Here is a 26,331-nt window from a genome sequence, read left to right as displayed (position 1 = left end):
GAGCTAGAACATGGCGTGGAATCAGCCCGGTAACAACGGACAAGACCGCGACCCGTGGGGGAACCGAAACGGCGGTAATAATAACGGCGACGGGAACTCTAACGGTAATCAAGGAGGTCGGGATCGTAAAGCATCAGATCTCGATGATTTGTTCCGGAAACTGAGTGCAAAACTTGGCGGTTTCGGTGGTAAAAAAGGAGGAAACTCCTCTTCTGGGCAAAATGGCGGACCTCGTGGTAATGCTGGAAACGTATTAGTTTCTCTTGCATTAGGTGCAGTGGTTGTCGTTTGGGCTGCCAGTGGTTTTTATACCATTAAAGAAGCCGAACAAGGTGTTGTGACTCGTTTCGGTAAATTTTACCAAATCGTCGAGCCTGGTTTAAACTGGAAACCGACTTTCATTGATGAAGTTCAGCCTGTCAACGTAAAAACCATCCGTGATTTAACTACGGGTGGCATGATGTTGACATCAGATGAAAACATGGTTCAAGTTGAGATAAACGTTCAATATGTTGTCTCAGATCCAGAAGCATTTCTCTTTAATGTCACAACGCCAATGAATAGCCTAGGACAAGCGACAGACAGTGCCGTCCGTGGTGTAATTGGTCGTTCAGAAATGGAAAAGATCCTGACATCGAACCGTTCAGAAATTCGTGATCAAACCCGTCAAGAATTAGAAGAGACGATCCGCCCTTATAAAATGGGGATCTCCATTGTGGACGTCAACTTCCAAGTTGCTCGCCCACCAGAAGCGGTAAAAGCGGCATTCGATGACGTAATTGCGGCACGAGAAGAAGAGCAGAAAACCATTCGTCAGGCTGAGGCTTATAAAAACGAAGTGTTACCATTAGCGAAAGGTAACGCACAACGTATGATTGAAGAAGCAACCGCTTATAAAACGAGTGTGGTGATGAAAGCAGAAGGTGAGGTGGCGAGTTTCGCCAAAATCTTACCTGAATATCGCGCAGCACCGGAAATTACTCGTGAGCGTCTGTATATTGAAACAATGGAAAAAGTGTTGTCGAAAACACGTAAAGTCATTGCCAATGACAAAGGTAACAGTATGTTGGTTCTGCCTTTAGAGCAAATGTTACGCCAGCAACCAAAAGCGCCAACGTCATTTAATAGTGTCACAGAGGCACCTGCGCGTATTTCAACCCCTACGCCAAGTACCAACACAACACCTACTCAGAAACCAGCAACAACTTATGGTAACGGTGGATATGGTAGCAATAATAGTGGTGGTTATGGTCAGCCTTATGGCTCTAATCAAGGAGGACAATAATCATGCGTAAAGTTATCGCTGTTGTTGCAGTTATTATTTTAGCGTTGTTGTACTCCTCAGTATTTGTCGTGCAACAATATGAACGCGGTATTATTTTACGTTTCTCGAAAGTGGTACGTGATGGTGAAAATAAACCGGTCGTTTATGAACCGGGTATTCACTTTAAAATTCCATTTATTGAGAATGTGAAAAAACTGGATGCGCGTATCCAAACGATGAATATCCAGCAAGATCGCTTCTTATCAGGTGAGAACAAAGACTTGTTAGTTGACTCTTATCTGAAATGGCGTATCAGTGATTTTAGTACTTACTACCTAGCTACTGGTGGTGGTAATACGATGCAAGCAGAAACCTTATTGCGTCGTAAATTTAGTGACCGTTTACGCTCTGAAATTGGTCGTATGAGTGTAAACCAAATTATCACTGATTCACGTGGTCGTTTAACCATTGATGTACGTAATGCGTTGAATGAAGGTACACCTTCTCGCGATAAAAGTGATGCAGATGATGCTATTGCTATTGCTGCGAAGAAAGTGGCAGAAGAGACCAAAGGTAAAGCCCCTGCTATCAATATGAACAGTATGGCGGCATTAGGTATTGAAGTGATTGATGTTCGTATCAAACAAATCAACTTACCAATGGAAGTTTCTGAAGCCATTTATCAACGTATGCGTGCAGAGCGTGAAGCGGTTGCTCGTCGTCACCGTTCACAAGGTCAAGAAGAAGCGGTGAAAATCCGTGCTGCAGCAGATAAAACAGTGACAGAAACCTTAGCTGAATCGGAGCGTGAATCGTTACGTATTCGAGGTGAAGGGGATGCGCAAGCAACTAAACTATTTGCTGATGCATTCAGTCAAGATCCTGACTTCTATGCGTTTATCCGTAGCTTACGTGCTTATGAGAATAGCTTTAATAAAGACGGTAATGACGTCATGGTGTTAAGTCCAGATAGCGATTTCTTACGCTATATGAAAGCACCAACTAAAGCGAGAGCGATTGAAGAGTAATCGTCATCGTTCAAGAAAATAAATAATCATCCCCTAAGATAAAACTTAGGGGATTTTTTTAGCTTTTAATCAAGCAGATAGAATTAAAACGAATAAAGAAAATCATTTTTTATTATTGAATGAAACGAAAAATCGCTCGCAACCATTTCCAAATTGCCTTTAGCTGAGATAGTATAAAGTGAAAATTGCATTTCAAGATAAACCTTCGGCAATCCCGAGGCGTCTTCTTAGCCATTTTCACTTTTATGTCACTCTGCTTCCTGTTTTTGCGATCAAAACTGTTGATAAAAATCACAAATATCTTGTGATGTGGTTTTTTCGGGCAAAAATATTGACAATGGCAAGATAATCTATTGCTTAAAAGCGGGGATGGCATAATTAGATAAAATCTACTGTAACTCTTGAATTGAGATGGTAGAATCCTTTTTTAAGCAACCGAGTGTATTTTGAAATGAGTAATAACGTTGTCGTATTAGGCACCCAATGGGGTGACGAAGGCAAAGGCAAGATCGTCGACTTGCTGACAGAACGCGCTAAGTATGTTGTTCGTTACCAAGGCGGACATAACGCAGGTCACACCCTAGTCATTGACGGTGAAAAAACCGTTCTCCACTTAATCCCATCAGGCATTCTTCGTGAAAATGTTGTCAGCATCATCGCAAACGGTGTCGTATTATCGCCAGAAGCACTGATGAAAGAAATGACACAGCTCGAAGAGCGTGGTATTCCTGTTCGTTCACGTCTACTGCTGTCAGAAGCTTGCCCATTAATTCTGCCTTATCACATTGCATTAGATAACGCCCGTGAAAAGGCGCGTGGTGAGAAAGCGATTGGTACTACGGGTCGTGGTATTGGTCCTGCTTATGAAGATAAAGTCGCACGCCGTGGTTTACGTGTTGGTGATCTATTTGATAAAAAAGCATTCGCTCAGAAGCTTAAAGAGATCATCGAATACCATAATTTCCAACTGGTTAATTATTACAAAGTTGAGCCTGTTGATTACCAAAAAACCTTAGACGATATCATGGCGATCGCTGATATCTTAACTGGGATGGTTGTTGACGTTTCTGACTTACTTTACAAAGCAACACAAAAAGGTGAGTTAGTGATGTTTGAAGGGGCGCAAGGTACTCTATTAGATATCGATCACGGTACTTATCCGTATGTCACCTCTTCAAATACCACCGCAGGTGGTGTTGCAACAGGTTCAGGCTTAGGTCCTCGTTATGTTGGTTATGTATTAGGTATCATTAAAGCCTATTCTACCCGTGTTGGTGCAGGTCCATTCCCTACAGAATTATTTGACGAAACCGGCGATTTCCTGCGTGAAAAAGGCCAAGAGTTCGGTGCAACAACAGGTCGTAGTCGCCGTACTGGTTGGTTAGATATTATTGCTATCCGCCGTGCTGTTCAAATCAACTCATTGTCAGGCTTCTGCATGACCAAACTTGATGTCTTAGATGGTCTGAAAGAAGTTAAAGTGTGTGTAGGTTATCGCTTACCAAATGGCGAAGTGATTGAAACTACACCATTAGCAGCAGATGATTGGGAAGGTATTGAGCCTATTTATGAATCTATGCCTGGCTGGAACGAAAGCACTTTCGGCGTTAAAGATAAAGCACAGTTACCACAAGCTGCGTTAAATTATATTAAACGCGTTGAAGAGTTAACTGGTGTGCCTGTTGATATTGTTTCTACAGGTCCAGATCGTTCAGAAACGATTATTCTCCGTCATCCATTTGATGCATAATTTATTGTATTAATTGGTTTGATGTGAAAATCGTCCCTGAAAATGACAGGGGCGATTTTTTCGTATCTGTAACAAAGCCGAACTGAGTCACTATGTTGATTAGCAATAAAACGAAAAACTCTTTCCCGCTCGGTTGCGTTTTTGTTTTAGGGCTATGGTCAGAAGTGAAATAAGATAACGTTATTTTGTTGTCAACTAAGAGAAGCGATCTGTTGAAAAGCGACAGGATCGCTTTTTCTTTGCCTATGATATCGCTATTATTTTAATGGTTGTGGTGAGTAAGCCTAAAAGCGCGGACTTTTGAGTATATCTTTGCTAAATGTCCAAAAATTAAACATAATATTGCTTAATAAAATGATATTCTCATTACTCATTATTTATCCTTTAACTTCTTTAACTGGGAGTTTTACTTTTCAGAGGTCATTGTGCAATTAACCAGTTTTACAGATTATGGATTGCGGGCGTTGATATATATGGCTTCATTGCCAGAAGGCAAAATGACGAGCATCACCGAAGTGACGCAGGTCTATGGTGTGTCACGTAATCATATGGTTAAGATTATTAATCAGCTAAGTCATATGGGATTTGTCGAAGCGATACGTGGAAAAAATGGTGGTATACGCTTAGGTAAACCTGCCGCTGATATTATTGTCGGCGAGGTCGTTCGTGCTTTAGAGCCGCTTTCACTGGTTAACTGTAGTGCTGAGTTTTGTCATATCACCCCAGCTTGTCGATTAAAACTTGTATTAAATCAAGCGATAGAACAGTTTTTGAAAGAGCTAGACCGTCATACACTGGCTGAATTGGTAGAAAACAACAGCCCCTTATATAAATTGTTATTAGAAGATGTTTGAGTCGACAATTTCATCATTCTGATAGCTTGGAGGTCATAATGTCCAAAGATCCTTTTCAGGATAGAGAAGCCGAAAAATACGCCTCTCCAATTGCTAGTCGTGAATTTATTTTAGAAGAAATGAAGAAACGCCCGGCCCCGATGAGCCGTGAAGATATCGCGCAGGCATTGAAAATTTCAGGTGAAGAAAATCTGGAAGCATTACGTCGTCGTTTACGGGCTATGGAACGAGATGGTCAGTTAGTTTTTACTCGACGTCAGTGTTATGCCTTACCTGAACGCCTCGATCTTTGGAAAGGTAAAGTTATCGGTCACCGTGACGGCTATGGTTTTTTACGTGCGGAAGGCCAAAAGGATGATCTCTATCTTTCACAAGATGAAATGAAAAAAACCATGCATGGTGATGTGATTTTAGCGCAACCCCTAGGCATGGATAGAAAAGGGCGTCGAGAAGGTCGCGTCGTTCGTGTTCTTGAACCCAGAAACAGCCAAATTGTTGGGCGCTATTTTATTGAGTCAGGTATGGGATTTGTAGTACCTGACGATAGCCGTTTAAGTTTTGATATTCTTATCCCTAAAGAAGATATCATGGGCGCACGTATGGGGAATGTGGTGGTGGTTGAAGTTACCACAAGACCAACACGGCGTACTCAAGCGGTAGGACGCATTGTTGAAATTTTAGGTGAAACTATGGGGACGGGAATTGCGGTAGAAATTGCACTACGCACCCATGAAATTCCTCATACTTGGCCACCTAAAGTAGAAAAAGAAATCGCTGATTTAAAAGAAGATGTGCCAGAGTCAGCGAAACAAGGCCGCGTTGATTTGCGTGATCTCCCTTTAATTACCATTGATGGTGAAGATGCGCGAGACTTTGATGATGCCGTTTATTGCCAGCGTAAAAAAGGCGGGGGCTGGCGTTTATGGGTAGCAATTGCAGATGTGAGCTATTATGTACGCCCTCAAACTGCATTAGACACAGAAGCGCGTAGCCGAGGCAATTCGGTCTATTTCCCATCTCAAGTTGTCCCTATGCTGCCAGAAGTACTGTCGAATGGATTATGTTCATTAAATCCACAAGTCGACCGTTTATGTATGGTTTGTGAAATGACCGTTTCTGAGCAGGGGCGCCTTTCATCTTATAAATTCTATGAAGCCGTAATGAGCTCTCACGCGCGAATGACTTACACCAAAGTATGGAAAATCATTCAAGGTGATGAAGAGTTACGTGAGCACTACCAACCGATCGTAAAAGATATTGAGCACCTTTATGAGCTATACCAAGCCCTCGATAAGGCGCGTGAACAGCGTGGTGCCATTGGTTTTGAATCGGAAGAAGCGAAATTTATTTTCAATGCAGAACGTCGTATCGATCGTATCGAACCGGTTGTACGTAATGATGCACATAAATTAATTGAAGAGTGCATGATTTTAGCCAATATTGCGGCGGCGCGTTTTGTTGAGAAAAATGAAGAGCCTGCGTTATATCGTGTGCATGATAAACCCAAAGAAGAGAGCGTAATGAATTTACGTTCGGTATTTAATGAACTGGGTTTAACGTTACCGGGAGGATTAACACCGGAGCCAGGCGATTATGCGCGAGTCATGAAAGAAGTCGAAGAGCGTCCAGATCACGAAATGCTACAAACCATGGTATTGCGCTCCATGAAACAGGCGATTTACGATCCTGAAAATCGAGGTCACTTTGGTTTAGCATTAAAATCTTATGCTCACTTCACTTCACCCATCCGTCGTTATCCTGACTTAGCATTACATCGTGCTATTAAATACCAGATAGCGAAACAGCAAGGCCATGGCTCACAACGCTGGACACCAACGGGTGGCTATCATAGTGATATGGATACCATGCTTCAGTTAGGGGAACACTGCTCTTTAACTGAACGTCGGGCGGATGAAGCAACCCGTGATGTGGCTGATTGGCTGAAATGTGATTTCATGCTTGATCAAATTGGTCAGCAATTTACCGGTATTATTACCAGTGTCACTGGTTTCGGTTTCTTTGTGCGCTTAAACGATCTATTTATTGATGGTCTTGTTCATGTATCCACATTAAATAATGATTACTATCAATTTGATAATGTTGGACAGCGTTTAATTGGTGAGTCATCCGGTCAGGTGTATCGTCTGGGTGATGAAGTTGAAGTGAAAGTTGAAGCGGTCAGTATGGATGAACGTACTATTGACTTCTCATTGATTTCAACAACACGTAAAGCACGTAACCCCGGGAAAACAGCACGTGTTCGTGCGTTAAAAGGGGGAAAAGACAAGAAAAATGCGAGCAGTAGTAAGTCTCGTCGTCGTGATGCCAGCAAAGACAAAAACTTTGAACCTGATAGTGCCTTTAGAAAAGGTAAATTAAGTAAAGAAAAACAGAGTAAAGATAAAGTCATTAAAGAGAAAATTGCGAAGGACAAGGCGAGTACTAAACGCAAAAAAGCCTCTGCACAAACCAAAAAGATAGAGGCGAAATTAAAAGCCAAACGTGCGGCGAAACGCACTAAAGCGTAGTTATACAACGAAGTCATTCACTGTTTGACTCCTATTAAAAAGGCGGATTTTCCGCCTTTTATCTGTTATTGTGCCTTTTATTTTTTAACGAGTAACAACCGCTATGAGCGAAGATATTATTTATGGTATTCACGCAGTAAAAGCACTGCTTGAGCGTGATCCGACACGTTTTAAAGAAGTTTATGTGTTAAAAGGACGCGAAGATCGTCGTTTAATGCCGGTGATCCATGCGTTGGAAGAACAAGGGATTTTAGTTCAAGTTGCTAATCGCCAATGGTTAGATAATCAAACTGAAGGTGCGGTTCACCAAGGGATAATTGCTAAGGTAAAACCTAGTCGTCAGTACCAAGAACAAGATTTACCGGACTTATTAGCTGAAGTAGGTACACCTTTTCTATTAGTGTTAGATGGTGTGACTGATCCACACAACTTAGGGGCATGCTTACGTAGTGCTGATGCGGCTGGTGTTCACGCAGTCATTGTACCAAAAGATCGCTCAGCTCAATTAAATGCCACGGCGAAAAAAGTCGCTTGTGGTGCTGCAGAAAGCGTACCTTTGATCCGTGTAACCAATCTGGCACGTACTTTACGCTTATTACAAGAAGAGAACATCTGGATTGTTGGCACCGCGGGGGAAGCGGATCATACATTATATCAAAGCAAACTCACAGGGCCTTTAGCTTTGGTTATGGGGGCTGAAGGTGAAGGAATGCGCCGTTTAACCCGCGAACATTGTGATGAGTTAATCAGTATTCCTATGGCAGGCTCAGTCTCTTCATTAAATGTCTCCGTGGCAACCGGAGTTTGTTTATTTGAAGCAATGCGTCAGCGTATTTCTGTAAAATAACACTGCGCGTATTTTATTCTCTTCCTCCCTTGAGTTTTATTGCGTGGGGGGGTATAGTTACGCGTCAATTTTTTCAGTCACACTTAAACAAGTTCCTTGCCTCCATGGGTGGTGACTGACCCTGACAGGAGGCTGATAAATCCGTAAGGAGCAATATCAAATGCGTCATTACGAAATCGTTTTTATGGTTCACCCAGACCAGAGCGAACAAGTTCCTGGTATGATCGAACGTTATAAAACCGCTATCACTAATGCTAATGGTCAGATCCACCGTCTCGAAGACTGGGGTCGTCGTCAACTGGCTTATCCAATCAACAAACTGCACAAAGCACACTACGTTCTGATGAACGTTGAAGCTCCGCAAGAAGTGATTGATGAACTGGAAACTACTTTCCGCTTCAATGATGCCGTGCTCCGCAACATGATCATGCGTACTAAACACGCAGTGACTGAAGCTTCACCAATGGTTAAAGCAAAAGACGAACGTCGTCGCGATGTTGCTGAAGATCTTGATGAAGAAGAAGTTGATGATGTAGCAGAGGATTCTGAAGAGTAATTAGTGTTGTGACGGCTAATCGATTAGTGCTAACAGGCACTGTGTGCAAAGCATTGATACGAAAAGTTAGCCCTGCTGGGATCCCGCATTGCCAATTTGTGATTGAACATCGTTCAACACAAGAAGAAGCGGGATTAAAAAGACAATCATGGTGCAGAATGCCCATTATTGCCAGTGGGAAAGCGTTACAAACTGATACTCACAGTATAACGGTCGGTAGCAAAGTTACCGTTTCAGGATTCATTAGTAGCCATCAGGCGAGAAATGGATTGTTTAAACTGGTATTGCATGCCGAACAGATTGAATTGATAGATTCTGGAGACTAGCCATATGGCACGTTATTTCCGTCGTCGTAAGTTCTGCCGTTTCACAGCGGAAGGCGTACAAGAGATTGATTATAAAGACATCGCTACGCTGAAAAACTATATCACTGAAAGTGGTAAAATTGTACCAAGCCGTATCACCGGTACTCGTGCAAAATACCAGCGTCAGCTGGCTCGTGCTATCAAGCGCGCGCGCTACCTGTCTTTATTACCTTATACTGATCGTCATCAGTAATAGGTATTATATAGTCCATTAATGACTTGTAGAGGATAAGGTAATGCAAATTATTCTGCTTGATAAAGTAGCGAATCTGGGTAGCCTGGGTGATCAGGTTAACGTAAAATCGGGCTATGCTCGTAACTATTTAATCCCACAGGGTAAAGCTGTTTCTGCGACTAAGAAAAACATCGAGTTTTTCGAAGCGCGTCGTGCTGAGTTAGAAGCTAAATTAGCTGAAACTTTAGCAGCAGCTGAAGCTCGTGCAGCGAAAATCACTGCGCTGGGTTCTGTCACTATCAGCTCTAAAGCGGGTGACGAAGGTAAACTGTTTGGTTCAATCGGTACACGTGACATCGCTGATGCAGTAACTGCAGCTGGCGTTGAAATTTGTAAGAGCGAAGTTCGCCTGCCAAACGGCGTTCTGCGTACAACTGGTGACCACGAAGTTCACTTCCAAGTTCACAGTGACGTATTCGCTGAACTGAATGTAATCATCGTTGCTGAATAATCATTAGATTAAACAGTTATGTTGATAGAAAAACGCCAGCTTAGCTGGCGTTTTTTATATAGGTTATTTGCTCTATTTCTCCACACCGCTTGTTGACACTATGGCGTACGATAATAACTACCATCACTTAGCCGTGTGAAGGTAATAACAGTACCGGTATTGTCAGTCACTTCAAGCATACTTACTTCACCTTGTGAACCTCGTTGTAAACGAATGGTTTGTCCGGCGCGTAACTGGCTTAACGGCTTTTGTGGGCCTTCTGATTTCGCCATAGTAAACGCATCATTGACAAGCAACTGATTATCTCTAAATAGTTGTGCAAGGGTTTGCCCCTCTTTAATGGTATAAGTTTGCCAATTTTCAGTCGCGGTTGACGGTGTTTGAGGCGTTGTATTTACTGGCGTATTGTCATTGGTATTATTGGCTTCACCTTCTTCTGGTAAGTCTTCTGTCTCTTGCTCAGCATTTAGACTATCTTGTGCTGGTGGTAGTGTATTAGGGACATTTTGTGTTTCATTTGAGACAGAAGGTGCTACAGGCACAGGAAGATCTTGTGTCGAAGATGAGGGTTGAGGTGGGGTGGTATTTTCACTTGTTGGCCAGAAAAAAACGACTAACAAAATAATGGCAATAACAACGATTGCTCGACGATGTAAGCCTGGGAATTTGCCCATATTCACCTCATGATTGAACTGTGAATCACTATCACTAATTGTAACCTCTTTTTTATTTCTTGTTGCCATACTAGCACGAACCATGATCCTTACCTGCTCCCTGAATTCTTTTCAGAATTATCTCTTTAATTTGATTACGTCCTTGAAGGTGTTACCAAAAGCACCCGATGCTTAATCGTCTATAGTTGTGCGATTAAGCGAGACAGAAGAATACTGAGTGTTATCTATTCAACGGCATAATGTGGCGAATGTTTAGCATTTATTTGCTTAATAGACTTACTCTGCTTAATCAAATGTTCTATGTTGCCTCACCCCTTGCAACATGTAGAGATGCCACTATCACTAATAGGTATATAAAAAAAATGATCAAAAAAACTAGCCATTAAAATAAAAAGGCGCTACATTATCGCAACTCAATATTGTTATATTATAACATTACATAAAGAGGGCGAGTATGAAAGAAAATATTCATCCACAATATCGTACTGTCATTTTTCATGACACTAGCGTAGATGCTTATTTTAAAGTGGGATCAACCATTCAAACTGATAAAACTATTGAGTATGAGGGGCAACGCTATCCTTATGTCACTTTAGATATCTCTTCTCAGTCTCATCCATTTTATACCGGTAAACAAAAAACACATTCTCAAGAAGGTAATGTGGCACGCTTTAATAAGCGTTTTGGCCGATTTGTTAATTAGGGAAGAAAAAATGCAAGTATTAAGTTCATTAAAGAGTGCGAAGCTGCGCCACCCTGATTGTAAAGTGGTACGCCGTCGTGGACGTCTGTATGTAATTTGCAAATCAAATCCACGTTTTAAAGCCGTTCAGGGGTAACCTATGCAAAAACCAATCCTTTCTTGTCTTTTGATTATGGGTTTTTTAGGTAGTGCTATGTCTGTTTTGGCACATGGACATCATCATGAAAAAGTACGCACACAAGCACAAATAGATGCTGCGAATGGGATTTTTGAGGACAAGGACGTTCTCAATCGCTCATTAAGCGATTGGGATGGCGTATGGCAATCTGTTGAACCCTATCTGCGTAGTGGCGAATTAGATATCGTTTTGCAAAAGAAAGCGGAGACGAAGCAAGATAAAACAGTAGAACAATATCGAGCTTACTATACACAAGGCTATAAAACCGATGTTGATATGATTGGTATTGAGAATAATATCGTAGAGTTTCATCGTGGTGATAAAGTCGATAGCTGTGAATATCACTATGATGGTTATCGTATTCTACATTATCAATCGGGTAAAAAAGGTGTTCGCTATCTGTTTAGATGTGACGATGCCAACAGCCAAGCTCCACGGTTTATTCAGTTTAGCGATCATATTATTGCACCAGAAAAAGCACAGCATTTTCATCTATATATGGGAAATAGTTCACAAGATGAATTACTTAAAGAGCTAACTAATTGGCCAACCTATTACCCTTATTCAATGAAAGGGGAAGATATTGTTCATGAAATGCTTTATCACTAATTAAAGTGAACTTGGAATAAGAAAAATAAAAAAGGTATTAAACGTGGGTTCTGTGATCAGATCTTCCGACCATGAAACAACTGTTCGCACAAAGGAACCCACGATGCATAATTTAGTTGACTTATTCTGTCATATCGATGATTTATAAAATATTTTTTACCTGAATGAAAAAATATCTAATTGAAAGTGATGAATACCCGTAATTGCGTCAAGATAAAATGAATGACTGTGTAATTATGACGATCACTATTTTGCTATATTTTTCTATCAACACATTTATATATGGGATTTTTCGTGATATATCATAAAAAATTTTTCTAACCTTATTGAGCTGTATCGGCTTACTGACGTATACCAAGCATGTTAGTCCTACTTAGTTTTTTACTTACCTAAAAGGGCAACCTACGGGTATTGAATTTATTGATCCAACTAGCCTAAAAAGGTGTCGCAACTTACACACACCACTGCATCACAGTGTGCATTATTTTATCTTGGATCTGCGTGGGAATTAATTGCTTATTGTTTAAAACTGGGAAAGCCATCACTTAAGTTAACAAGTATAGAAAAATAGAACTTAGAGAGATGGCTTGAATCAATCTCAATTTAATGAATTATTCCTATTTCTTTTTACGATTATCACGAAAAGTAAAACTACTAAGAAAATATTCATGAGATAATAATGAAATCAGGCTATCGACATTACTTAGATTTTCCGTCAGAATAAAAAGATCTGAAATACCTGCAGTCTCTTTTCCTTTCTCTGTGTTTTCTGGGCATAAGCTTAAATATAGATAATCATTTGTCAATTCAATCAAAGTAAAAGCTTGCCAATATAATGATCCATGTTGATGAGGCTCTTTAAAGGTAATTCCTGTATCATAAAACTTAAATATTATCGGATTTTCTGGTGTTAATTTTTTTAATTTTATTGCTTTAATATTTTCTCTAAATGAAAAGAAAACGGCCATTCTTATTAGCAATAAGAGCAGGCCTCCTATGATAAAAAGGATACCCGCAATTTGTACAATTATCAGTCCTGCTGAAAAATTATCTCTTATTATAGCATTAGTCCCCGTAATATTAACAAGTAAAGCATCTAGCACTAAAATAAAAAAACAAATATAAGTTATATAACGAATATAACGAAATCGCTTTTTATTTTCATTAGCTAAGATATTTTTTATTTTTGCAAGCATTTCTTTATATGATTCATTCGTATGTGGAAGAATCAATTCACTAATTAATTGATCATTATTGTCTGGTTTATAATGATAGATACCCACTATAGACTCCTTCCTATTCATTAATTATAGATAATTATTTTCCTGAAATATAGTTTGTTTAATATAACAATGCAATGAAGATTAAAAAATTATTTTCATCCCTACCTATTATATTTTTTAATTAACCTGAACTTGAGATAAAAAACAGAGGAGTAAACGTTAGGCACATGATCAAAACTTTCGACCATGAAACAACAGTTCACACAAAGGAACCTACGATGTATTATAATTTAGTGGGCTTATGACGTTGCATTTTTCTATCAATACATTTATATACCGGATTTTTCGCGATATATCATAAAAAATTTTCCTAGCCTTATTGAGCTATACCCGTTTACTGGTGTCATGCCAAGTATGTTAGTCCCACCCAATTCTTTTTTGCTTACTTAAAAGGACAACCAACGAGTATTGAATTTATTGATCCAACTAGCCTAAGAGGTGTCACAACTTACACATACCACTGCATCACAGTGTACATTATTTTATCTTGGATCTGCTTATGGGATTAATAGATTATTGTTTAAAACTGGAAAAGCACATTTAATTTAACAAATCCAGAAAAGCAAAGCTTAGAGCGATGGCTTAAACCGACGCTAGGTTAATTAAAGTGAAGAAATAACCTATTGGGCTGACATCAATACCCTTGATAATTATCGAGGGTATTGTTTATTTAATAAAAGATAATGGTTGCAAAAAGCAATCGCGTCCTTGCGATGACTTTTACTGTTAATCAGTGGCCTCGTTTACAGGCCTTGGCAGAGGTATTTCATTTCCATATAGTCCTCAATACCATGCTCAGAGCCTTCACGACCTAAGCCAGACTGCTTTATACCACCGAAAGGAGCCACTTCATTGGAAATTAGACCCGTGTTAATACCGACCATGCCATATTCTAGATTTTCAGCCACACGCCAAATACGTTGTGGATCTTCACTGTAGAAATAAGCGGCTAAGCCATAGATGGTATTATTGGCTAGATGTACTACTTCTTCTTCATTGTCAAAAATGACTAAAGGTGCCACGGGGCCAAAGATCTCTTCTTCAAGAATATGACTATCAGCAGGCACATTACCGACCACGGTAGGCTGAAAGAAATTTTCACCTGCTTTATCTCTTTCACCACCACATAGCAGTGTCGCACCGCGTTGTAAGGTATCAGCAAGGAGTGATTGTGATTTTTCTACCGCCTTATGATTAATAAGAGGCCCAATAGTCACGCCTTCGGTAAAGCCATTACCGACTTTTAGTTTTTTAACCTTAGCAACAAAGCGTTCACTAAATTGTTGATATACATCTTTATGGATATAAAAACGATTTGCACACACGCAAGTCTGTCCGGCGTTACGGAATTTCGCCCCCATAGCACCTGCAACCGCTTTCTCAATATCGGCGTCATTAAAGACAATAAATGGCGCATTTCCCCCTAGCTCCAGTGAGACTTTTTTCACACTGTCAGCACATTGGCGCATTAATAAACGGCCAACCCCTGTAGAGCCAGTAAAACTCAATTTACGCACGCGGTTGTCTGATGTGAACACTTCACCGATTTTAACTGCATCACCGGTGACAATATTAATAACACCGGCAGGTATTCCTGCTTGCGCGGCTAATTCAGCTAACGCAAGGGCTGTATAGGGGGTTTCGTTGGCAGGTTTTATCACCATAGTACACCCAGCTGCTAATGCTGGGGCTGCTTTACGGGTGATCATGGCAGCAGGGAAGTTCCAAGGTGTGATAGCCGCACAAACACCAATCCCTTGTTTGATCACCATAAGCCGCTTATCTGATGAAGGGGAGGGGATAATTTCACCGTTGGTTCTTTTACCTTGCTCAGCAAACCACTCAATAAATGAGGCTGCGTAGGTGATTTCGCCTTCAGCTTCGGCCACGGGTTTACCTTGTTCAAACGTCATCAGTTCTGCAAGTTGACGCTTGTTATCCTGTATCAGTTGGAACCAGCGTTGCAGTAAAGTGCTTCTTTGATGTGCGGTTAACGCACGCCATGTCGGTAATGCTTTGGCGGCTGCATCAACAGCCGCTTTGGCTTCTTCTGTTGCCATATTTGGCACAGTACCAATGGGCTGATTTGTTGCAGGATCAATCACTTCAACCGTGTCTTTGCTTTTTGCATCACACCAAATACCGTCAATATATCCTTGTTCACGGAAATAGGGATTGTCAGTTATTTTCACTTCGTACCTCTCTGAACATATATATTGATATTGAGCGCTGGGTTAACAGAGCTACCTTGTCTTTAATTATATGCTTGTGTGAGGGGCTTGTGAAAAAAAGTCTGAAAAATATCGTCAAGAAAGGTCAAAATCCATGACAAATAGCGCAAATTTATCGCGTTTTCGACGAATAATCGCGATTAGCCAAGACGGGAGGTTTACGCTCTAGCTTACCACTGTTATTCTTGGCACTAACTTTCATAAAAACAGGTATTTTTTCATGTCAAAACCATCATTTGATTCTATTGAATCGCAGGCAAGTTACGGTATTGGTCTGCAAGTCGGTCAACAACTGACTGAATCAGGTCTCCAAGGATTAGAGCCAGCAGCACTGCTTGCCGGCTTGACTGACGCGTTAGAAGGCAATACTCCTTCTGTACCTGTTGAAACGTTACACAATGCTTTACGTACTATGCATGAGCGTGCTGAAGCTGTTCGTCAAGAGCGTCAAGCGGCACTGGCAGAAGCCGGCAAAGTATTCTTAGCAGAAAATGTAAAAAAAGAAGGCGTGCAAGTCACTGAATCTGGTTTACAGTACAAAGTACTGAAAGCAGGAGATGGCGCTATTCCAGCTCGTACTGATCATGTTCGTGTGCATTATACTGGTCGTTTAATCGATGGTACGGTATTTGATAGCTCAGTACAGCGTGGTCAGCCAGCAGAATTCCCTGTTAATGGGGTGATTGCAGGATGGATTGAAGCATTAACCTTGATGCCAGTAGGCTCTAAATGGGAATTATATATTCCTTACCAATTAGCTTATGGTGAACGTGGTGCGGGGGCGGCTATTCCTCCTTTTGCAACATTAGTTTTCGAAGTAGAACTATTAGAAATTTTATAATTTCTTCTTCTGCAAAAAATAACACTATAGCCGGTTTTTTCCGGCTATTTTTGTCTCTATACTAGAGTAAAGAGAGTGCAAGATAATTGATTTTTATAAGAGTGAGTACCATTCTTATAAAAATAAGTGAGGTGCATTATGTTAGAACAAGTCAGCGAATTAGCCCGCCAAGCGGGTCAGGCGATAATGCAAATTTATCAACAATCAGCGCCAATTGAAGTACAGGAAAAGAGTGACCATTCACCGGTTACTGCAGCAGATTTAGCCGCCCATCAAATTATTAAGCAAGGACTTGCCAGTATTGCGCCAGATATTCCTCAATTATCTGAAGAAGATCCTCCTGCGTGGGAAGAACGTCGCCATTGGCAACGTTATTGGCTGATTGATCCCCTCGATGGTACCAAAGAGTTTATCAATAAAAATGGTGAGTTTACGGTTAATATTGCGTTGATTGAACAGGGTGTGCCGGTATTAGGCGTTGTGTATGCACCAGTACAAAATATTCTCTACTCAGCAGCCAATAAACAGGCATGGAAAGAAACCTGTGGTCAGCGTTTACCAATAAAAGTCAGCCGTGCTGAACCCCCCGTGATTGTTATTAGTCGTTCTCATCAAGATGATGAATTAAAAGAATATTTATCGCAATTGGGTGAGCACCAAACAGTGGCTGTTGGATCTTCATTAAAATTTTGTCTAGTGGCGGAAGGAAAAGCTCAGCTTTATCCTCGTTTTGGACCTACTCATACATGGGATACTGCAGCAGGACACGCCATTGCGATAGCCGCAGGGGCACATGTTACCGATTGGAAAGGGGTGACACTTGATTATTCACCGAGAGAATCACTGATAAATCCTGGTTTTAGAGTTTCTATTTTCTAATGATAACGAGAGCAGAGCCCTTAAGTTTAAAGGGCTCCGATACAGATAATTTAAATACTATTCTTTAATTAAGTCATTGATAAGGTTAATGGCGGAAGTTATTTCTGCACCACTTAATACACCTTCTTTGACAAAACGAACTTTTCCTTGTTTATCCAGCACAATAATTGCTGAACTCTCTTTTTCTAGTCCCCAACCTTTTTGCGCTACACCATCAGCATCAACAATAAATTGTGACCAAGGAAACTCTTTTTTACTGTCTTCAACACTACCGCGAACAAAAGGCCCAGTACCAAAGATAGCATCATCAGTATTGATGATAGTGGTTGTCTGATAACTATTTTGTGGAAATTTGGCTTGTTTGATGGCTTCAATCAGTGGCGCATTCATCTCTTTAGCCTTACTGCGTCCAGCGATATGTTGAATTGTGCGTACTTTGCCACTAAGTAGTCCGCTATTCCAATTTTGATAGCTAAATTTATCTTTGGCACCATCATAAAGAAGCTCCCCTTTGTCACTCACAGAGATCGCCGGTAGGAGAGTTTCTTCAGTAATATTATGGGCAAATACCCATGTAGATGTGCTAAGCAAAAGTGCAGCCAAGGTTATTTTGTGCATCGTTATTGTCCTATTATTAAATTCGACTTTATCGGCTATTTAAGCATAGAGGCTAAAAAAGAATAATACCTCATTGTTGATACATTTTTTTAACATATAGGGTGTAAGATAAAGTATTCACAGTCTCGACTTATCTTCTTTACTGTCAATAAGTGTAAAAATAGATAAGAAATTTAAATAAATGGAACCTAGTACTTATAATTAGGTCTTTAAATTTGGTATATAAAGATCGGTCTTTATGACTGATTAAATTCACAACTGAGCATGGGAGACTAACTGAAAGATGAAGATCTTCAATCGCTATAACCCAGAAAAAATTGCTCTCTACGTTAAGACGTTATTTCGTGGACGGTTTTATATCAAAGGAATGGGCGCATTTGAGTTCGATTACGGTAAAATTTTATTGCCGAAAATAAAAGATAAGCTGCATTTTAATGTGATGAGTGAAGTTAACCAGCAGGTGGTTTTACTCAAAGCTGAAATGGGCTAACTTTTATCTGATAGATAACTGAGTCTATATCTTGTGCTTTTACGATAAGACTCAGTTATTAATTTCAGTTTGTTACCAGTTGATTTAGGCTTTATGCTCTTCGTGCTCAAAAGGCACTTCTGCCGTTGTTTGAGGAGCAGGTATTGCTTCTTGCAAAACCGGTTTTACTGGCGGAATATCATCAATTTTAGTGACAAGCAGTTGATCAATTTTATAGTTATCAATATCCACCACTTCAAATTTATAACCTGCAAACTTCACATAGTCAGTACGTTTGGGGATCTTACGCAAACGGAACATCATAAACCCAGCAATGGTTTCGTAATTGCTAGAATCCGGGAAATCATCAATATCTAATGCCCGCATAACATCATCAATAGGTGTTCCACCTTCAACCAACCATGAATGCTCATCACGACTGACGATTTGCTCTTCTTGGCCCGGGCCAATCAGATCGCCCATTAAAGTGGTCATCACGTCATTTAAGGTGATAACGCCCATCACCATCGCATATTCATTGAGAATAATGGCAAAATCTTCCCCTGAGGTTTTAAAGCTTTCTAGCATGTCAGATAAAGTTAAGGTATCCGGAATAATAAGGGCTTTACGGATATGCACACCTTCTTTGAGGTTAAGACTTTGCCCATTGATCACACGGTTGAGTAGCTCTTTTGAATCTACATAACCAATAATATGGTCTATATCCCCTTCACAAACTAAGAATTTAGAGTGGGGCTGAGTGGCAATTTTATGCTTAATATCTTCTTCTGTCTCTTCGCGATCAAAGTAGACAACATCTTCACGTGGTGTCATGGCTGATGGTACGGTACGTGATTCTAATTCAAAGACATTTTCAATTAATTCGTGCTCTTGTTTACGTAATACCCCCGCTACGGCACCGGCTTCGACAATCGCAAAGATATCATCAGATGTAATATCTTCATTTCTTACCATCGGGATTTTAAATAGTTTAAAGATAAGATCTGCCATGCCATTAAACAACCAAACTAAAGGGCGGAATAAGGCGAGACAAAAACGCATAGGATTAACAATTTTCAGTGCAATGACTTCTGGCTTGATCATGCCGATACGTTTAGGAGTTAAATCGGCAAGCAGAATAAACATCGATGTGACGATAATAAATGAACAGACCGATCCTAATTGTTGCGCGAGAGGTGCTTCTAAAAAGCGGGAAAAGAGATCTTTTAATGCGGGAGAAAAAGCAGATTCACCGACAATACCCGCCAAAATGGCAACGGCGTTAAGACCAATTTGTACCACGGTAAAAAACATACCGGGGGTTTCTTGCATTTTTAATACACGAGCAGCGTTGATATTTCCTTCGTCAACCAACTGTTTGAGTTTAATACGACGGGAGGCCGCCAGTGATATTTCAGACAGCGAAAAAAAGGCGCTAATGGCACACAGCAAAAGCACAATGAGTAAACTATTAAGCATATAAGGCTCACATCACCCAGAGTATTAAATCCAGAGGGTAATACTTGAGTGTTAATAATCGAAGATAAATCAATATATTGTGATAGACTATTTTATAAAAATAGACACAAAGATAGATAAGAGGGCGTAATTATATCATCGCCCTGCTATTTTCTGCTAGTGTTAGTTTGCCGGTGGAAAACAGATACCAATGCCACCAAGTCCACAATAACCTTGAGGGTTTTTAAATAGGTATTGCTGATGATAATCTTCAGCAAAATAGAAAGGTCCGGCAGGTTGTATTTCAGTGGTGATCTCTTTATGTGCCCCTTCACTATTGATAGCTTGTTGATAACGTTGTTTTGACTCAATAGCTTGTGCATATTGCTCTGGGGTTAGGGTATAAATGGCCGAGCGATATTGGCTACCAATATCATTACCTTGGCGCATACCTTGGGAAGGGTCATGATTCTCCCAAAAAATAGCCAATAATTGTTGATAGCTGATAAGGGTCGGATCAAATACCACACGAACGACCTCTGCATGACCGGTACGGCCTTGGCAAACTTGCTCATAGGTGGGATTTTCTGTTACACCACCGCTATAACCGGCACTTGTGCTATAAACACCGGGTTGTTGCCAAAATAGGCGTTCAACGCCCCAAAAGCAGCCCATGGCAAAATAAGCAATTTGCATATTTTCTGGGATCTCACGGATAGAATGCCCATTGACGGCATGATTAGCAGAAATTTCTAATGGCGTTGTGCTGCCGATTACGGCATGCTCAGGATGATAAGCTTTATGTTGCAAGGTAAACTCCAAATTTTATATTTGTAAACGCTTTACTATGGTAAAGGTTTAATATTGTTATAAACTAAATCTACAATAAAGCTTAAAACTATTTGTCGTCAATTACCGAATGATATAAATAATATTGAGGAGAAAACGTGCCGAGATACTCCGTTATCTACGTTCTCTGTCTGTCTTCTATAACGTCTTTTGCTTATGGGGCAAATTTACGTTTAAAAGTAGAAGGTTTAGAAGGGCAACTCGAAAAGAATGTACGAGTCCAGCTATCAAACATAACAACAGAAGAAGTTGCACCAGACGGGCGTTTTCGTGCGCGTGTTGAAAAGGCAATTAAAGAGGGCCTACGGCCTTTAGGTTATTATCAGCCAACGGTCACTTTCTCTTATCAAGAAAATACCCCTCCGACACGCCCTGTATTAACAGCAAAGGTTGAGCTTGGTATTCCCGTACTGTTAAAAGGGGTCAATATTGTACTGGAAGGGGGAGCTAAAACAGATGAACAATATGCCAAAGTGATTAAAGAAAACACTCCCCCTCTTGATAGTGTGTTAAATCATGCCGAATATGAAAAATTAAAAGGCTCGTTAACAGGGCTTGCTATTCGTCGTGGTTACTTTGATGCAGATATGGAAAAAAGCCAGCTCGGTGTCTCTTTAGATAATCACGCCTCTTATTGGGATTTTGTCTTTAATAGTGGTGAACGTTACCGTTTTGGTAAAGTGAATTATACTGGCTCACAAATTCGTGAAGACTACCTACAAAATATTGTGCCTTTTAAAGAAGGGGAATATTACTCTTCTGAAGATTTGGCAGAGTTTAATCGACGCTTAGCTGCCACAGGATGGTTTAATTCGGCGGTTGTCACACCTAATATCGCTAAAGCACGTAGTGAAGGCAATTATTTGCTACCAATGGATGCCGTTGTTACCCCTCGTTCACGTAACTATATGGAGCTAGGGGGCGGTTTTGCCACAGATGTCGGACCTCGATTAAATATGCAGTGGGATAAACCTTGGATAAATTCTAGGGGCCATAGTTTAACATCGAATATGAGTATTTCTAAGCCTGAGCAATCTATTGGTGCTAATTATAAAATTCCATTAAAAGTTAACCCATTAGAACAATATTATGGCATTCAAGGCGGCTATAAACGTACAGATTTAAATGATACTCGTTCGGATACCACCACACTGAACGTTTCTCGTAACTGGGATATGTCAACGGGATGGCAATACAGTATTAATACCCGCTGGAGTCTGAGCCACTTTACCCAAGGTGATGTTACCAATACAACCATGTTGCTTTATCCTGGTGCGAATGCAAGTCGCGTACGCCAACGGGGTGGCATGATGCCTTATTGGGGGGATAGCCAACGTTATTCAGTCGATTATTCCAATAAAATATGGGGATCTGATGTTGAATTTCTCGCCCTACAAGCTCAGCAAGTGTGGATACGCACGCCTTGGGAAGGCCACCGTTTTGTGGTCAGAGGGACGTTTGACTGGATTGAAACGAATCAATTTGAGAAAGTGCCACCCGAATTACGTTTCTTTGCCGGTGGCGATAGAAGTATTAGGGGTTATAAATACCAAAGTATTTCACCGGAAGATAGCAAAGGTAAATTAACAGGGGCATCAAGAATGCTAACGGGATCTGCTGAATACCAATATAACGTAACTGGAAATTGGTGGGGAGCTGTATTTGTTGATAGTGGTGAAGCCGTTAACGATTTTACGAAAAGTGATTTTAAAACAGGTGCGGGTGCGGGGGTTCGTTGGGCATCTCCAGTCGGGCCTATAAAGTTTGATTTAGCCGTTCCAGTCAATAGTGGTGAAGAGCGTAAGTTACAGTTTTATATTGGGTTAGGAGCTGAGTTATGATGAAGTGGTTGAAAAGGATAACACTAACGCTACTTATCATCATTTTACTGGTTTTAGGTGCTCTTGCATGGATTTTAGGGACGCAATCAGGGCTACATTTTGCCATTAATAGTGCAGCTCGTTGGGTGCCAGGTTTAACCATTAATAGTGTTAATGGCGGTTGGCAAGATTTACGTTTAACGGGTGTTGAGTATCAAATGCCGGGTGTAGACGTCAATGTGGGGGAGTTATCACTAGGCTTAAATTTAAGCTGCTTGAAGGACAAACAACTGTGTGTTGAGGCCTTAGGCACACGTGATGTTATCGTCAATGTAGATACCAGTGCACTCCCTCCAGCACAAGAAACACCCCCTTCTGAGCCTTTAACTGAGCTTAATGCCCCTTTACCTATCTATTTAAACTCTCTCTCATTAGCCAATACGCGTGTACAAATTGATGATATGGCCCTATCACTCAATGAGTTTACTACGGCAGCACAATGGGAAGGGCGTCAAGTTACCTTAAAACCGACAGTCATTAATGATTTGTTGGTGGCGTTACCGAAAACACCCGAAGACGGTAGTGTTGCCGCCATGGCGCAAGATGTAAAAGAAGTTGCAGCAACGACGCCTCAAGCGGAGCCTAAAACACCGCAAGAGCAAGAGCAGGCACTAGCTGACACTATTAAGACAATTTTCGCCAAGCCTTTATTAGCGCAGTTACCCGAAATTATTATTCCTGTTGATATCAATGTGGAGGGGATAGAAGGTAAACAGTTACAAGTTAGTGGTGATACGCCTGTGACTATTAATCAACTCTCTTTTCAAGCCAATACGCAAGGTCAACAGGTTAATCTCACTAGGCTCAGTATTGATGCGCCAGAAGGCGAAGTCAGTTTAAATGGTCAAATTACACTGGATAAACAGTGGCCGGTTAATCTAGATATGCAAGCGATGCTTCGTGAGATGGCAGGATTGGAAGAGTTTAAAGATCAGCAAGCGACACTGTCCTTACAAGGTGCGATACTTGATGAATTAAAACTCGCACTCTCTTTAACAGGAACTGTTACCGCAAGCCTTGATGCACAAGCTGAGCTCGCTAAAGCACATCTTCCACTAAAATTAACCTTAGAGAGCCAAAAAGTGCGCTGGCCTTTAACGGGAGATGTGCAGTATCAACTTAATGATACTCGACTACGTCTTAATGGGCAGACGGATAATTATGATCTTTCATTACGTTCTAATATTGAAGGACAAGAGATCCCGCCAGCCAAATTGACCCTAGACGCTAAAGGGAATGAAGAGAAAATAGCACTCACTCGTTTGCGTTTAGCTGCATTACAAGGTCATGCGGATATTACTGGTGTGGCAGATTGGAGTAAGGCGATTAGCTGGAATGCATTATTGACTATCTCTGGTATTAATACAGCTAAACAATATCCCGATATGCCAGCGAAATTAGATGGACGTATTGCTACAACGGGTAGCCTGTATGGAGGCAGTTGGCAACTGCGAGTGCCTGAAATTACCTTAGATGGTAATTTAAAAAATAATCTTATTAAGGCGCGAGGAAACGCCTATGGTAATGATTCGGGGCAATGGAATATTCCTCAATTAACCTTAATTCTAGGTAAAAATAATCTCGATATTGCGGGGCACTTAGGTGAGCAGTGGGCGCTTGATGCGAACATCAATGCTCCGGGGTTAAATGGTTTAGTGCCGGGGTTAGCGGGCGTTATTAAAGGGAAAGTGAATGTTCGCGGTGATATTAATAAGCCGAAAATTATTGCTGATATCAATGCACAAGGGATCAAATGGCAAGATCAGCTCAGTGTTGGGTCAGTTGTGGTTAAAGGTGACATTCAGTCAGATGACGTGATCAGTGGCAAACTGGCAATTACGGCACGTCAGTTAAAACAGGCTGATTTGATTATTCGTCAATTAACGCTAGATGCGGCCGGGACAGAAAAACAGCATAAGCTTACCTTGAAAATGGATGGGGAACCCGTATCGGGTGGCCTGACATTAGCCGGCTCGTTTGATAAAGAAAAACAGCAGTGGCAAGGCACACTTAACAATACCGCATTTGATACGCCTGTAGGCGAATGGCGTTTAAATAAAGCGATGGCGCTAAATTTATTAGCGGAAAAACAGCAAGTGACGATTGGTTCACATTGCTGGGTAAATCCTAATGCACAACTGTGTGTACCTAAAGAGATCACTGTAGGTGAGAGTGGTAGTGCGGCAATCACGTTAACACGTTTTGATTTAGCCATGATAAAACCATTCTTACCTCCTGAAACTGCGCTACGCGGTGTCTTTACGGGAGATGCTACGGCAACTTGGAATGCGAAAGGCGGATTACCTAAAGCGTCAGTTAACCTTAAAGGTCAGGGCGTTGGTGTAAAACAAAATGTCGATGGTACGGTATTACCTATTGATTTTGATGCAGTTACGTTAAATGCGGGCATCAATAATGGTAAAGCGACCTTGCAATGGTTGATTAGTATTGCCGGTAATGGTGACTTTAAAGGCCATATCAATGTTGCTGATCTAGAAAAAACACGTCAATTATCAGGTACGGTTGATATTGATAACCTGACATTAGATCTGATTAAGCCTTTCTTGGGTAAAGGTGAAATAGCACAAGGTAGTGTAGGGGCACAGCTACGTTTAGGGGGGAATGCACAATCACCATTGCTATTTGGGCAGTTTGGTATTAACCAGTTAAAAGTAGTTGGTCACTGGATCCCATTTGACATCACCAAAGGGAATGTCGATATTCGCTTTAATGGTGCGACTTCTGATTTAAGCGGTAGAATCGAAACACCGGAAGGTTATTTAAATCTGACGGGGAATGCGGACTGGCGCAAACTAGATGAGTGGCGTGCCGTGGTGGCTGCGAATGGCAACAAACTGCGTGTGTCATTACCACCAATGGTTCGTATTGATGTTAACCCAGACTTAGTTTTTGAAGCTAATCCACATTTGCTTAAATTAGATGGACGTATTGATATCCCTTGGGCTCGTATCGTGGTGCAGGAATTACCCGAGTCTGCGGTGTCGGCCTCTTCTGATGAAGTGATGTTGGATAAAGAATTACAACCTATAGCACCAAAGCAGACTTCTATACCTATTCAAAGTAATTTGGCGATTAATATTGGCGATGATGTCACATTAGATGCCTTTGGATTGAAAGCCAGATTAACAGGGGCATTAAAAGTTGCTCAAAGTAAGCAAGGGTTGGGATTAAATGGTCAAGTGGATATTCCTCGCGGGGAATTCAAAGCTTATGGACAAGATTTACAAGTACGTAAAGGGCAAATCTTGTTCTCAGGGCCGGTTGATCAGCCATACTTAAATATTGAAGCGATACGTAACCCTGATAATACGGCAGATAATGTCATTGCTGGGGTTAAAGTTACCGGGCTTGCGGATAAGCCGAAAGTGGAAATATTCTCTGAGCCGGCCAAAACACAACAAGAAGCATTATCCTACTTGTTAAGAGGTGAAGGATTAGCAAGTGGTGATTCTGATTCAGCACAAATGACAGCCATGCTAATAGGATTAGGTGTTGGACAAAGTGGACAACTCGTAGGACGTATTGGCGAAACCTTTGGTATTTCTGATTTAGCGTTAGATACACAAGGTGTAGGGGATAGTTCACAAGTTGTCGTCAGTGGTAAGATAACTGATGATTTACAAGTGAAGTATGGGATGGGTATATTTGATTCGCTAGCGACGTTAACATTACGTTATCGCTTGATGCCCAGGTTGTATTTACAAGCAGTGTCTGGTATGAATCAGGCAATAGATCTGCTTTATCAATTTGAGTTTTAATT

At 40.9% G+C, this 26,331-nt stretch carries 24 protein-coding genes; 18 read left to right on the top strand and 6 right to left on the bottom strand.

The window, feature by feature from the left end; translation table 11 throughout:
• The first annotated feature begins 10 nt into the window (after positions 1–10).
• From hflK to rplI, 10 genes are all read left to right on the top strand, one after another.
• On the top strand, positions 11–1,285 hold the full coding sequence (hflK, locus tag AACQ49_RS12955; RefSeq protein WP_004246289.1) for an FtsH protease activity modulator HflK: 1,275 nt from the start codon (positions 11–13) through the stop codon (positions 1,283–1,285).
• A gap of 2 nt (positions 1,286–1,287) precedes the next feature.
• Positions 1,288–2,292 carry a protease modulator HflC gene (gene hflC, locus AACQ49_RS12950; RefSeq protein WP_004246288.1) on the top strand — a complete coding sequence of 335 codons (1,005 nt, stop codon included), beginning with the start codon at positions 1,288–1,290 and terminating at the stop codon, positions 2,290–2,292.
• 451 nt (positions 2,293–2,743) lie between these two features.
• The gene (locus AACQ49_RS12945) at positions 2,744–4,042 is read left to right on the top strand and encodes an adenylosuccinate synthase (RefSeq protein WP_004249629.1); all 1,299 of its coding nucleotides are present in this window, start codon (positions 2,744–2,746) and stop codon (positions 4,040–4,042) included.
• Positions 4,043–4,467: 425 nt separating this feature from the next.
• Positions 4,468–4,896 carry a nitric oxide-sensing transcriptional repressor NsrR gene (gene nsrR / locus AACQ49_RS12940; RefSeq protein ID WP_004249627.1) on the top strand — a complete coding sequence of 143 codons (429 nt, stop codon included), beginning with the start codon at positions 4,468–4,470 and terminating at the stop codon, positions 4,894–4,896.
• 38 nt (positions 4,897–4,934) lie between these two features.
• Positions 4,935–7,424, top strand: a complete 2,490-nt coding sequence (gene rnr / locus AACQ49_RS12935; RefSeq protein WP_049256053.1) for a ribonuclease R — start codon at positions 4,935–4,937, stop codon at positions 7,422–7,424.
• A gap of 115 nt (positions 7,425–7,539) precedes the next feature.
• A complete protein-coding gene (gene rlmB, locus AACQ49_RS12930; protein ID WP_170827695.1) occupies positions 7,540–8,271 on the top strand; it encodes a 23S rRNA (guanosine(2251)-2'-O)-methyltransferase RlmB in 732 nt (243 codons plus the stop codon).
• 160 nt (positions 8,272–8,431) lie between these two features.
• Positions 8,432–8,827: a 30S ribosomal protein S6 gene (rpsF, locus tag AACQ49_RS12925; RefSeq protein WP_004246283.1), complete on the top strand. Its 396-nt coding sequence runs from the start codon at positions 8,432–8,434 to the stop codon at positions 8,825–8,827.
• Between the two features lie 8 nt (positions 8,828–8,835).
• Positions 8,836–9,153, top strand: a complete 318-nt coding sequence (priB, locus tag AACQ49_RS12920) for a primosomal replication protein N (RefSeq protein ID WP_004246282.1) — start codon at positions 8,836–8,838, stop codon at positions 9,151–9,153.
• A gap of 4 nt (positions 9,154–9,157) precedes the next feature.
• On the top strand, positions 9,158–9,385 hold the full coding sequence (gene rpsR, locus AACQ49_RS12915) for a 30S ribosomal protein S18 (protein WP_000135199.1): 228 nt from the start codon (positions 9,158–9,160) through the stop codon (positions 9,383–9,385).
• 43 nt (positions 9,386–9,428) lie between these two features.
• On the top strand, positions 9,429–9,878 hold the full coding sequence (gene rplI, locus AACQ49_RS12910; protein WP_004246281.1) for a 50S ribosomal protein L9: 450 nt from the start codon (positions 9,429–9,431) through the stop codon (positions 9,876–9,878).
• Positions 9,879–9,976: 98 nt separating this feature from the next.
• On the opposite strand, the gene AACQ49_RS12905 is transcribed toward rplI, so the two are convergent.
• Entirely contained in the window at positions 9,977–10,636 is a 660-nt protein-coding gene (locus AACQ49_RS12905; protein WP_004249623.1) for an OapA family protein, read from the bottom strand.
• A 370-nt stretch (positions 10,637–11,006) separates the two neighbouring features.
• Between AACQ49_RS12905 and AACQ49_RS12900 the strand changes: the two genes are divergently transcribed.
• The 3 genes from AACQ49_RS12900 to zinT are packed head-to-tail and all read left to right on the top strand — an operon-like array spanning position 11,007 to position 12,042.
• Complete coding sequence (locus AACQ49_RS12900; RefSeq protein ID WP_161779083.1) at positions 11,007–11,255, top strand: type B 50S ribosomal protein L31; 249 nt, start codon at positions 11,007–11,009, stop codon at positions 11,253–11,255.
• Positions 11,256–11,265: 10 nt separating this feature from the next.
• Positions 11,266–11,391, top strand: coding sequence for a type B 50S ribosomal protein L36 (gene ykgO / locus AACQ49_RS12895; RefSeq protein WP_004246277.1), 126 nt, complete (start codon positions 11,266–11,268; stop codon positions 11,389–11,391).
• Positions 11,392–11,394: 3 nt separating this feature from the next.
• Positions 11,395–12,042, top strand: a complete 648-nt coding sequence (gene zinT / locus AACQ49_RS12890; protein WP_004246276.1) for a metal-binding protein ZinT — start codon at positions 11,395–11,397, stop codon at positions 12,040–12,042.
• Between the two features lie 617 nt (positions 12,043–12,659).
• Here the strand turns inward: zinT and AACQ49_RS12885 are convergent.
• Both AACQ49_RS12885 and AACQ49_RS12880 read right to left on the bottom strand, forming a co-directional pair.
• Positions 12,660–13,325, bottom strand: coding sequence for a hypothetical protein (locus AACQ49_RS12885; RefSeq protein WP_161779082.1), 666 nt, complete (start codon positions 13,323–13,325; stop codon positions 12,660–12,662).
• A gap of 743 nt (positions 13,326–14,068) precedes the next feature.
• The gene (locus AACQ49_RS12880; RefSeq protein WP_161779081.1) at positions 14,069–15,517 is read right to left on the bottom strand and encodes a succinate-semialdehyde dehydrogenase; all 1,449 of its coding nucleotides are present in this window, start codon (positions 15,515–15,517) and stop codon (positions 14,069–14,071) included.
• A 259-nt stretch (positions 15,518–15,776) separates the two neighbouring features.
• Between AACQ49_RS12880 and AACQ49_RS12875 the strand changes: the two genes are divergently transcribed.
• Positions 15,777–16,397 carry a peptidylprolyl isomerase gene (locus AACQ49_RS12875; RefSeq protein ID WP_004246273.1) on the top strand — a complete coding sequence of 207 codons (621 nt, stop codon included), beginning with the start codon at positions 15,777–15,779 and terminating at the stop codon, positions 16,395–16,397.
• A 138-nt stretch (positions 16,398–16,535) separates the two neighbouring features.
• Complete coding sequence (gene cysQ / locus AACQ49_RS12870) at positions 16,536–17,276, top strand: 3'(2'),5'-bisphosphate nucleotidase CysQ (protein WP_004246272.1); 741 nt, start codon at positions 16,536–16,538, stop codon at positions 17,274–17,276.
• 57 nt (positions 17,277–17,333) lie between these two features.
• On the opposite strand, the gene AACQ49_RS12865 is transcribed toward cysQ, so the two are convergent.
• Positions 17,334–17,894, bottom strand: a complete 561-nt coding sequence (locus AACQ49_RS12865) for a YtfJ family protein (RefSeq protein WP_004246271.1) — start codon at positions 17,892–17,894, stop codon at positions 17,334–17,336.
• A gap of 283 nt (positions 17,895–18,177) precedes the next feature.
• Between AACQ49_RS12865 and AACQ49_RS12860 the strand changes: the two genes are divergently transcribed.
• The gene (locus tag AACQ49_RS12860; RefSeq protein ID WP_004246270.1) at positions 18,178–18,384 is read left to right on the top strand and encodes a DUF1107 domain-containing protein; all 207 of its coding nucleotides are present in this window, start codon (positions 18,178–18,180) and stop codon (positions 18,382–18,384) included.
• Positions 18,385–18,468: 84 nt separating this feature from the next.
• Here the strand turns inward: AACQ49_RS12860 and AACQ49_RS12855 are convergent, their stop codons facing one another.
• Both AACQ49_RS12855 and msrA read right to left on the bottom strand, forming a co-directional pair.
• A complete protein-coding gene (locus AACQ49_RS12855) occupies positions 18,469–19,842 on the bottom strand; it encodes a hemolysin family protein (protein WP_012368722.1) in 1,374 nt (457 codons plus the stop codon).
• Positions 19,843–20,004: 162 nt separating this feature from the next.
• Complete coding sequence (gene msrA, locus AACQ49_RS12850) at positions 20,005–20,631, bottom strand: peptide-methionine (S)-S-oxide reductase MsrA (protein ID WP_004249614.1); 627 nt, start codon at positions 20,629–20,631, stop codon at positions 20,005–20,007.
• Positions 20,632–20,768: 137 nt separating this feature from the next.
• Here msrA and tamA point away from each other — a divergent pair, with 137 nt between their 5' ends.
• Positions 20,769–22,511 carry an autotransporter assembly complex protein TamA gene (tamA, locus tag AACQ49_RS12845; RefSeq protein ID WP_161779080.1) on the top strand — a complete coding sequence of 581 codons (1,743 nt, stop codon included), beginning with the start codon at positions 20,769–20,771 and terminating at the stop codon, positions 22,509–22,511.
• A complete protein-coding gene (gene tamB, locus AACQ49_RS12840) occupies positions 22,508–26,329 on the top strand; it encodes an autotransporter assembly complex protein TamB (protein ID WP_088206886.1) in 3,822 nt (1,273 codons plus the stop codon). Before tamA ends, tamB begins: the two co-directional genes overlap by 4 nt.
• Positions 26,330–26,331: the final 2 nt, after the last annotated feature.

Source organism: Proteus sp. G2675 (assembly GCF_963886535.1).
Taxonomy (GTDB): Bacteria; Pseudomonadota; Gammaproteobacteria; order Enterobacterales; family Enterobacteriaceae; genus Proteus; species Proteus mirabilis.
Note: the sequence above shows the minus strand (reverse complement) of the source record. Positions and strands in the feature narration are given on the sequence as shown.

What these genes read in the sequence shown, in the direction of transcription:
- rpsF (WP_004246283.1), top strand. Translation starts at nt 8,432, where the DNA reads ATGCGTCATTACGAAATCGTTTTTATGGTTCACCCAGACCAGAGCGAA.
- AACQ49_RS12905 (WP_004249623.1), bottom strand. Translation starts at nt 10,636, where the DNA reads ATGGTTCGTGCTAGTATGGCAACAAGAAATAAAAAAGAGGTTACAATT.
- AACQ49_RS12875 (WP_004246273.1), top strand. Translation starts at nt 15,777, where the DNA reads ATGTCAAAACCATCATTTGATTCTATTGAATCGCAGGCAAGTTACGGT.
- zinT (WP_004246276.1), top strand. Translation starts at nt 11,395, where the DNA reads ATGCAAAAACCAATCCTTTCTTGTCTTTTGATTATGGGTTTTTTAGGT.
- AACQ49_RS12855 (WP_012368722.1), bottom strand. Translation starts at nt 19,842, where the DNA reads ATGCTTAATAGTTTACTCATTGTGCTTTTGCTGTGTGCCATTAGCGCC.
- AACQ49_RS12865 (WP_004246271.1), bottom strand. Translation starts at nt 17,894, where the DNA reads ATGCACAAAATAACCTTGGCTGCACTTTTGCTTAGCACATCTACATGG.
- cysQ (WP_004246272.1), top strand. Translation starts at nt 16,536, where the DNA reads ATGTTAGAACAAGTCAGCGAATTAGCCCGCCAAGCGGGTCAGGCGATA.
- hflC (WP_004246288.1), top strand. Translation starts at nt 1,288, where the DNA reads ATGCGTAAAGTTATCGCTGTTGTTGCAGTTATTATTTTAGCGTTGTTG.
- AACQ49_RS12945 (WP_004249629.1), top strand. Translation starts at nt 2,744, where the DNA reads ATGAGTAATAACGTTGTCGTATTAGGCACCCAATGGGGTGACGAAGGC.
- AACQ49_RS12860 (WP_004246270.1), top strand. Translation starts at nt 18,178, where the DNA reads ATGAAGATCTTCAATCGCTATAACCCAGAAAAAATTGCTCTCTACGTT.
- rplI (WP_004246281.1), top strand. Translation starts at nt 9,429, where the DNA reads ATGCAAATTATTCTGCTTGATAAAGTAGCGAATCTGGGTAGCCTGGGT.
- AACQ49_RS12900 (WP_161779083.1), top strand. Translation starts at nt 11,007, where the DNA reads ATGAAAGAAAATATTCATCCACAATATCGTACTGTCATTTTTCATGAC.
- rpsR (WP_000135199.1), top strand. Translation starts at nt 9,158, where the DNA reads ATGGCACGTTATTTCCGTCGTCGTAAGTTCTGCCGTTTCACAGCGGAA.
- tamB (WP_088206886.1), top strand. Translation starts at nt 22,508, where the DNA reads ATGATGAAGTGGTTGAAAAGGATAACACTAACGCTACTTATCATCATT.
- hflK (WP_004246289.1), top strand. Translation starts at nt 11, where the DNA reads ATGGCGTGGAATCAGCCCGGTAACAACGGACAAGACCGCGACCCGTGG.
- ykgO (WP_004246277.1), top strand. Translation starts at nt 11,266, where the DNA reads ATGCAAGTATTAAGTTCATTAAAGAGTGCGAAGCTGCGCCACCCTGAT.
- rnr (WP_049256053.1), top strand. Translation starts at nt 4,935, where the DNA reads ATGTCCAAAGATCCTTTTCAGGATAGAGAAGCCGAAAAATACGCCTCT.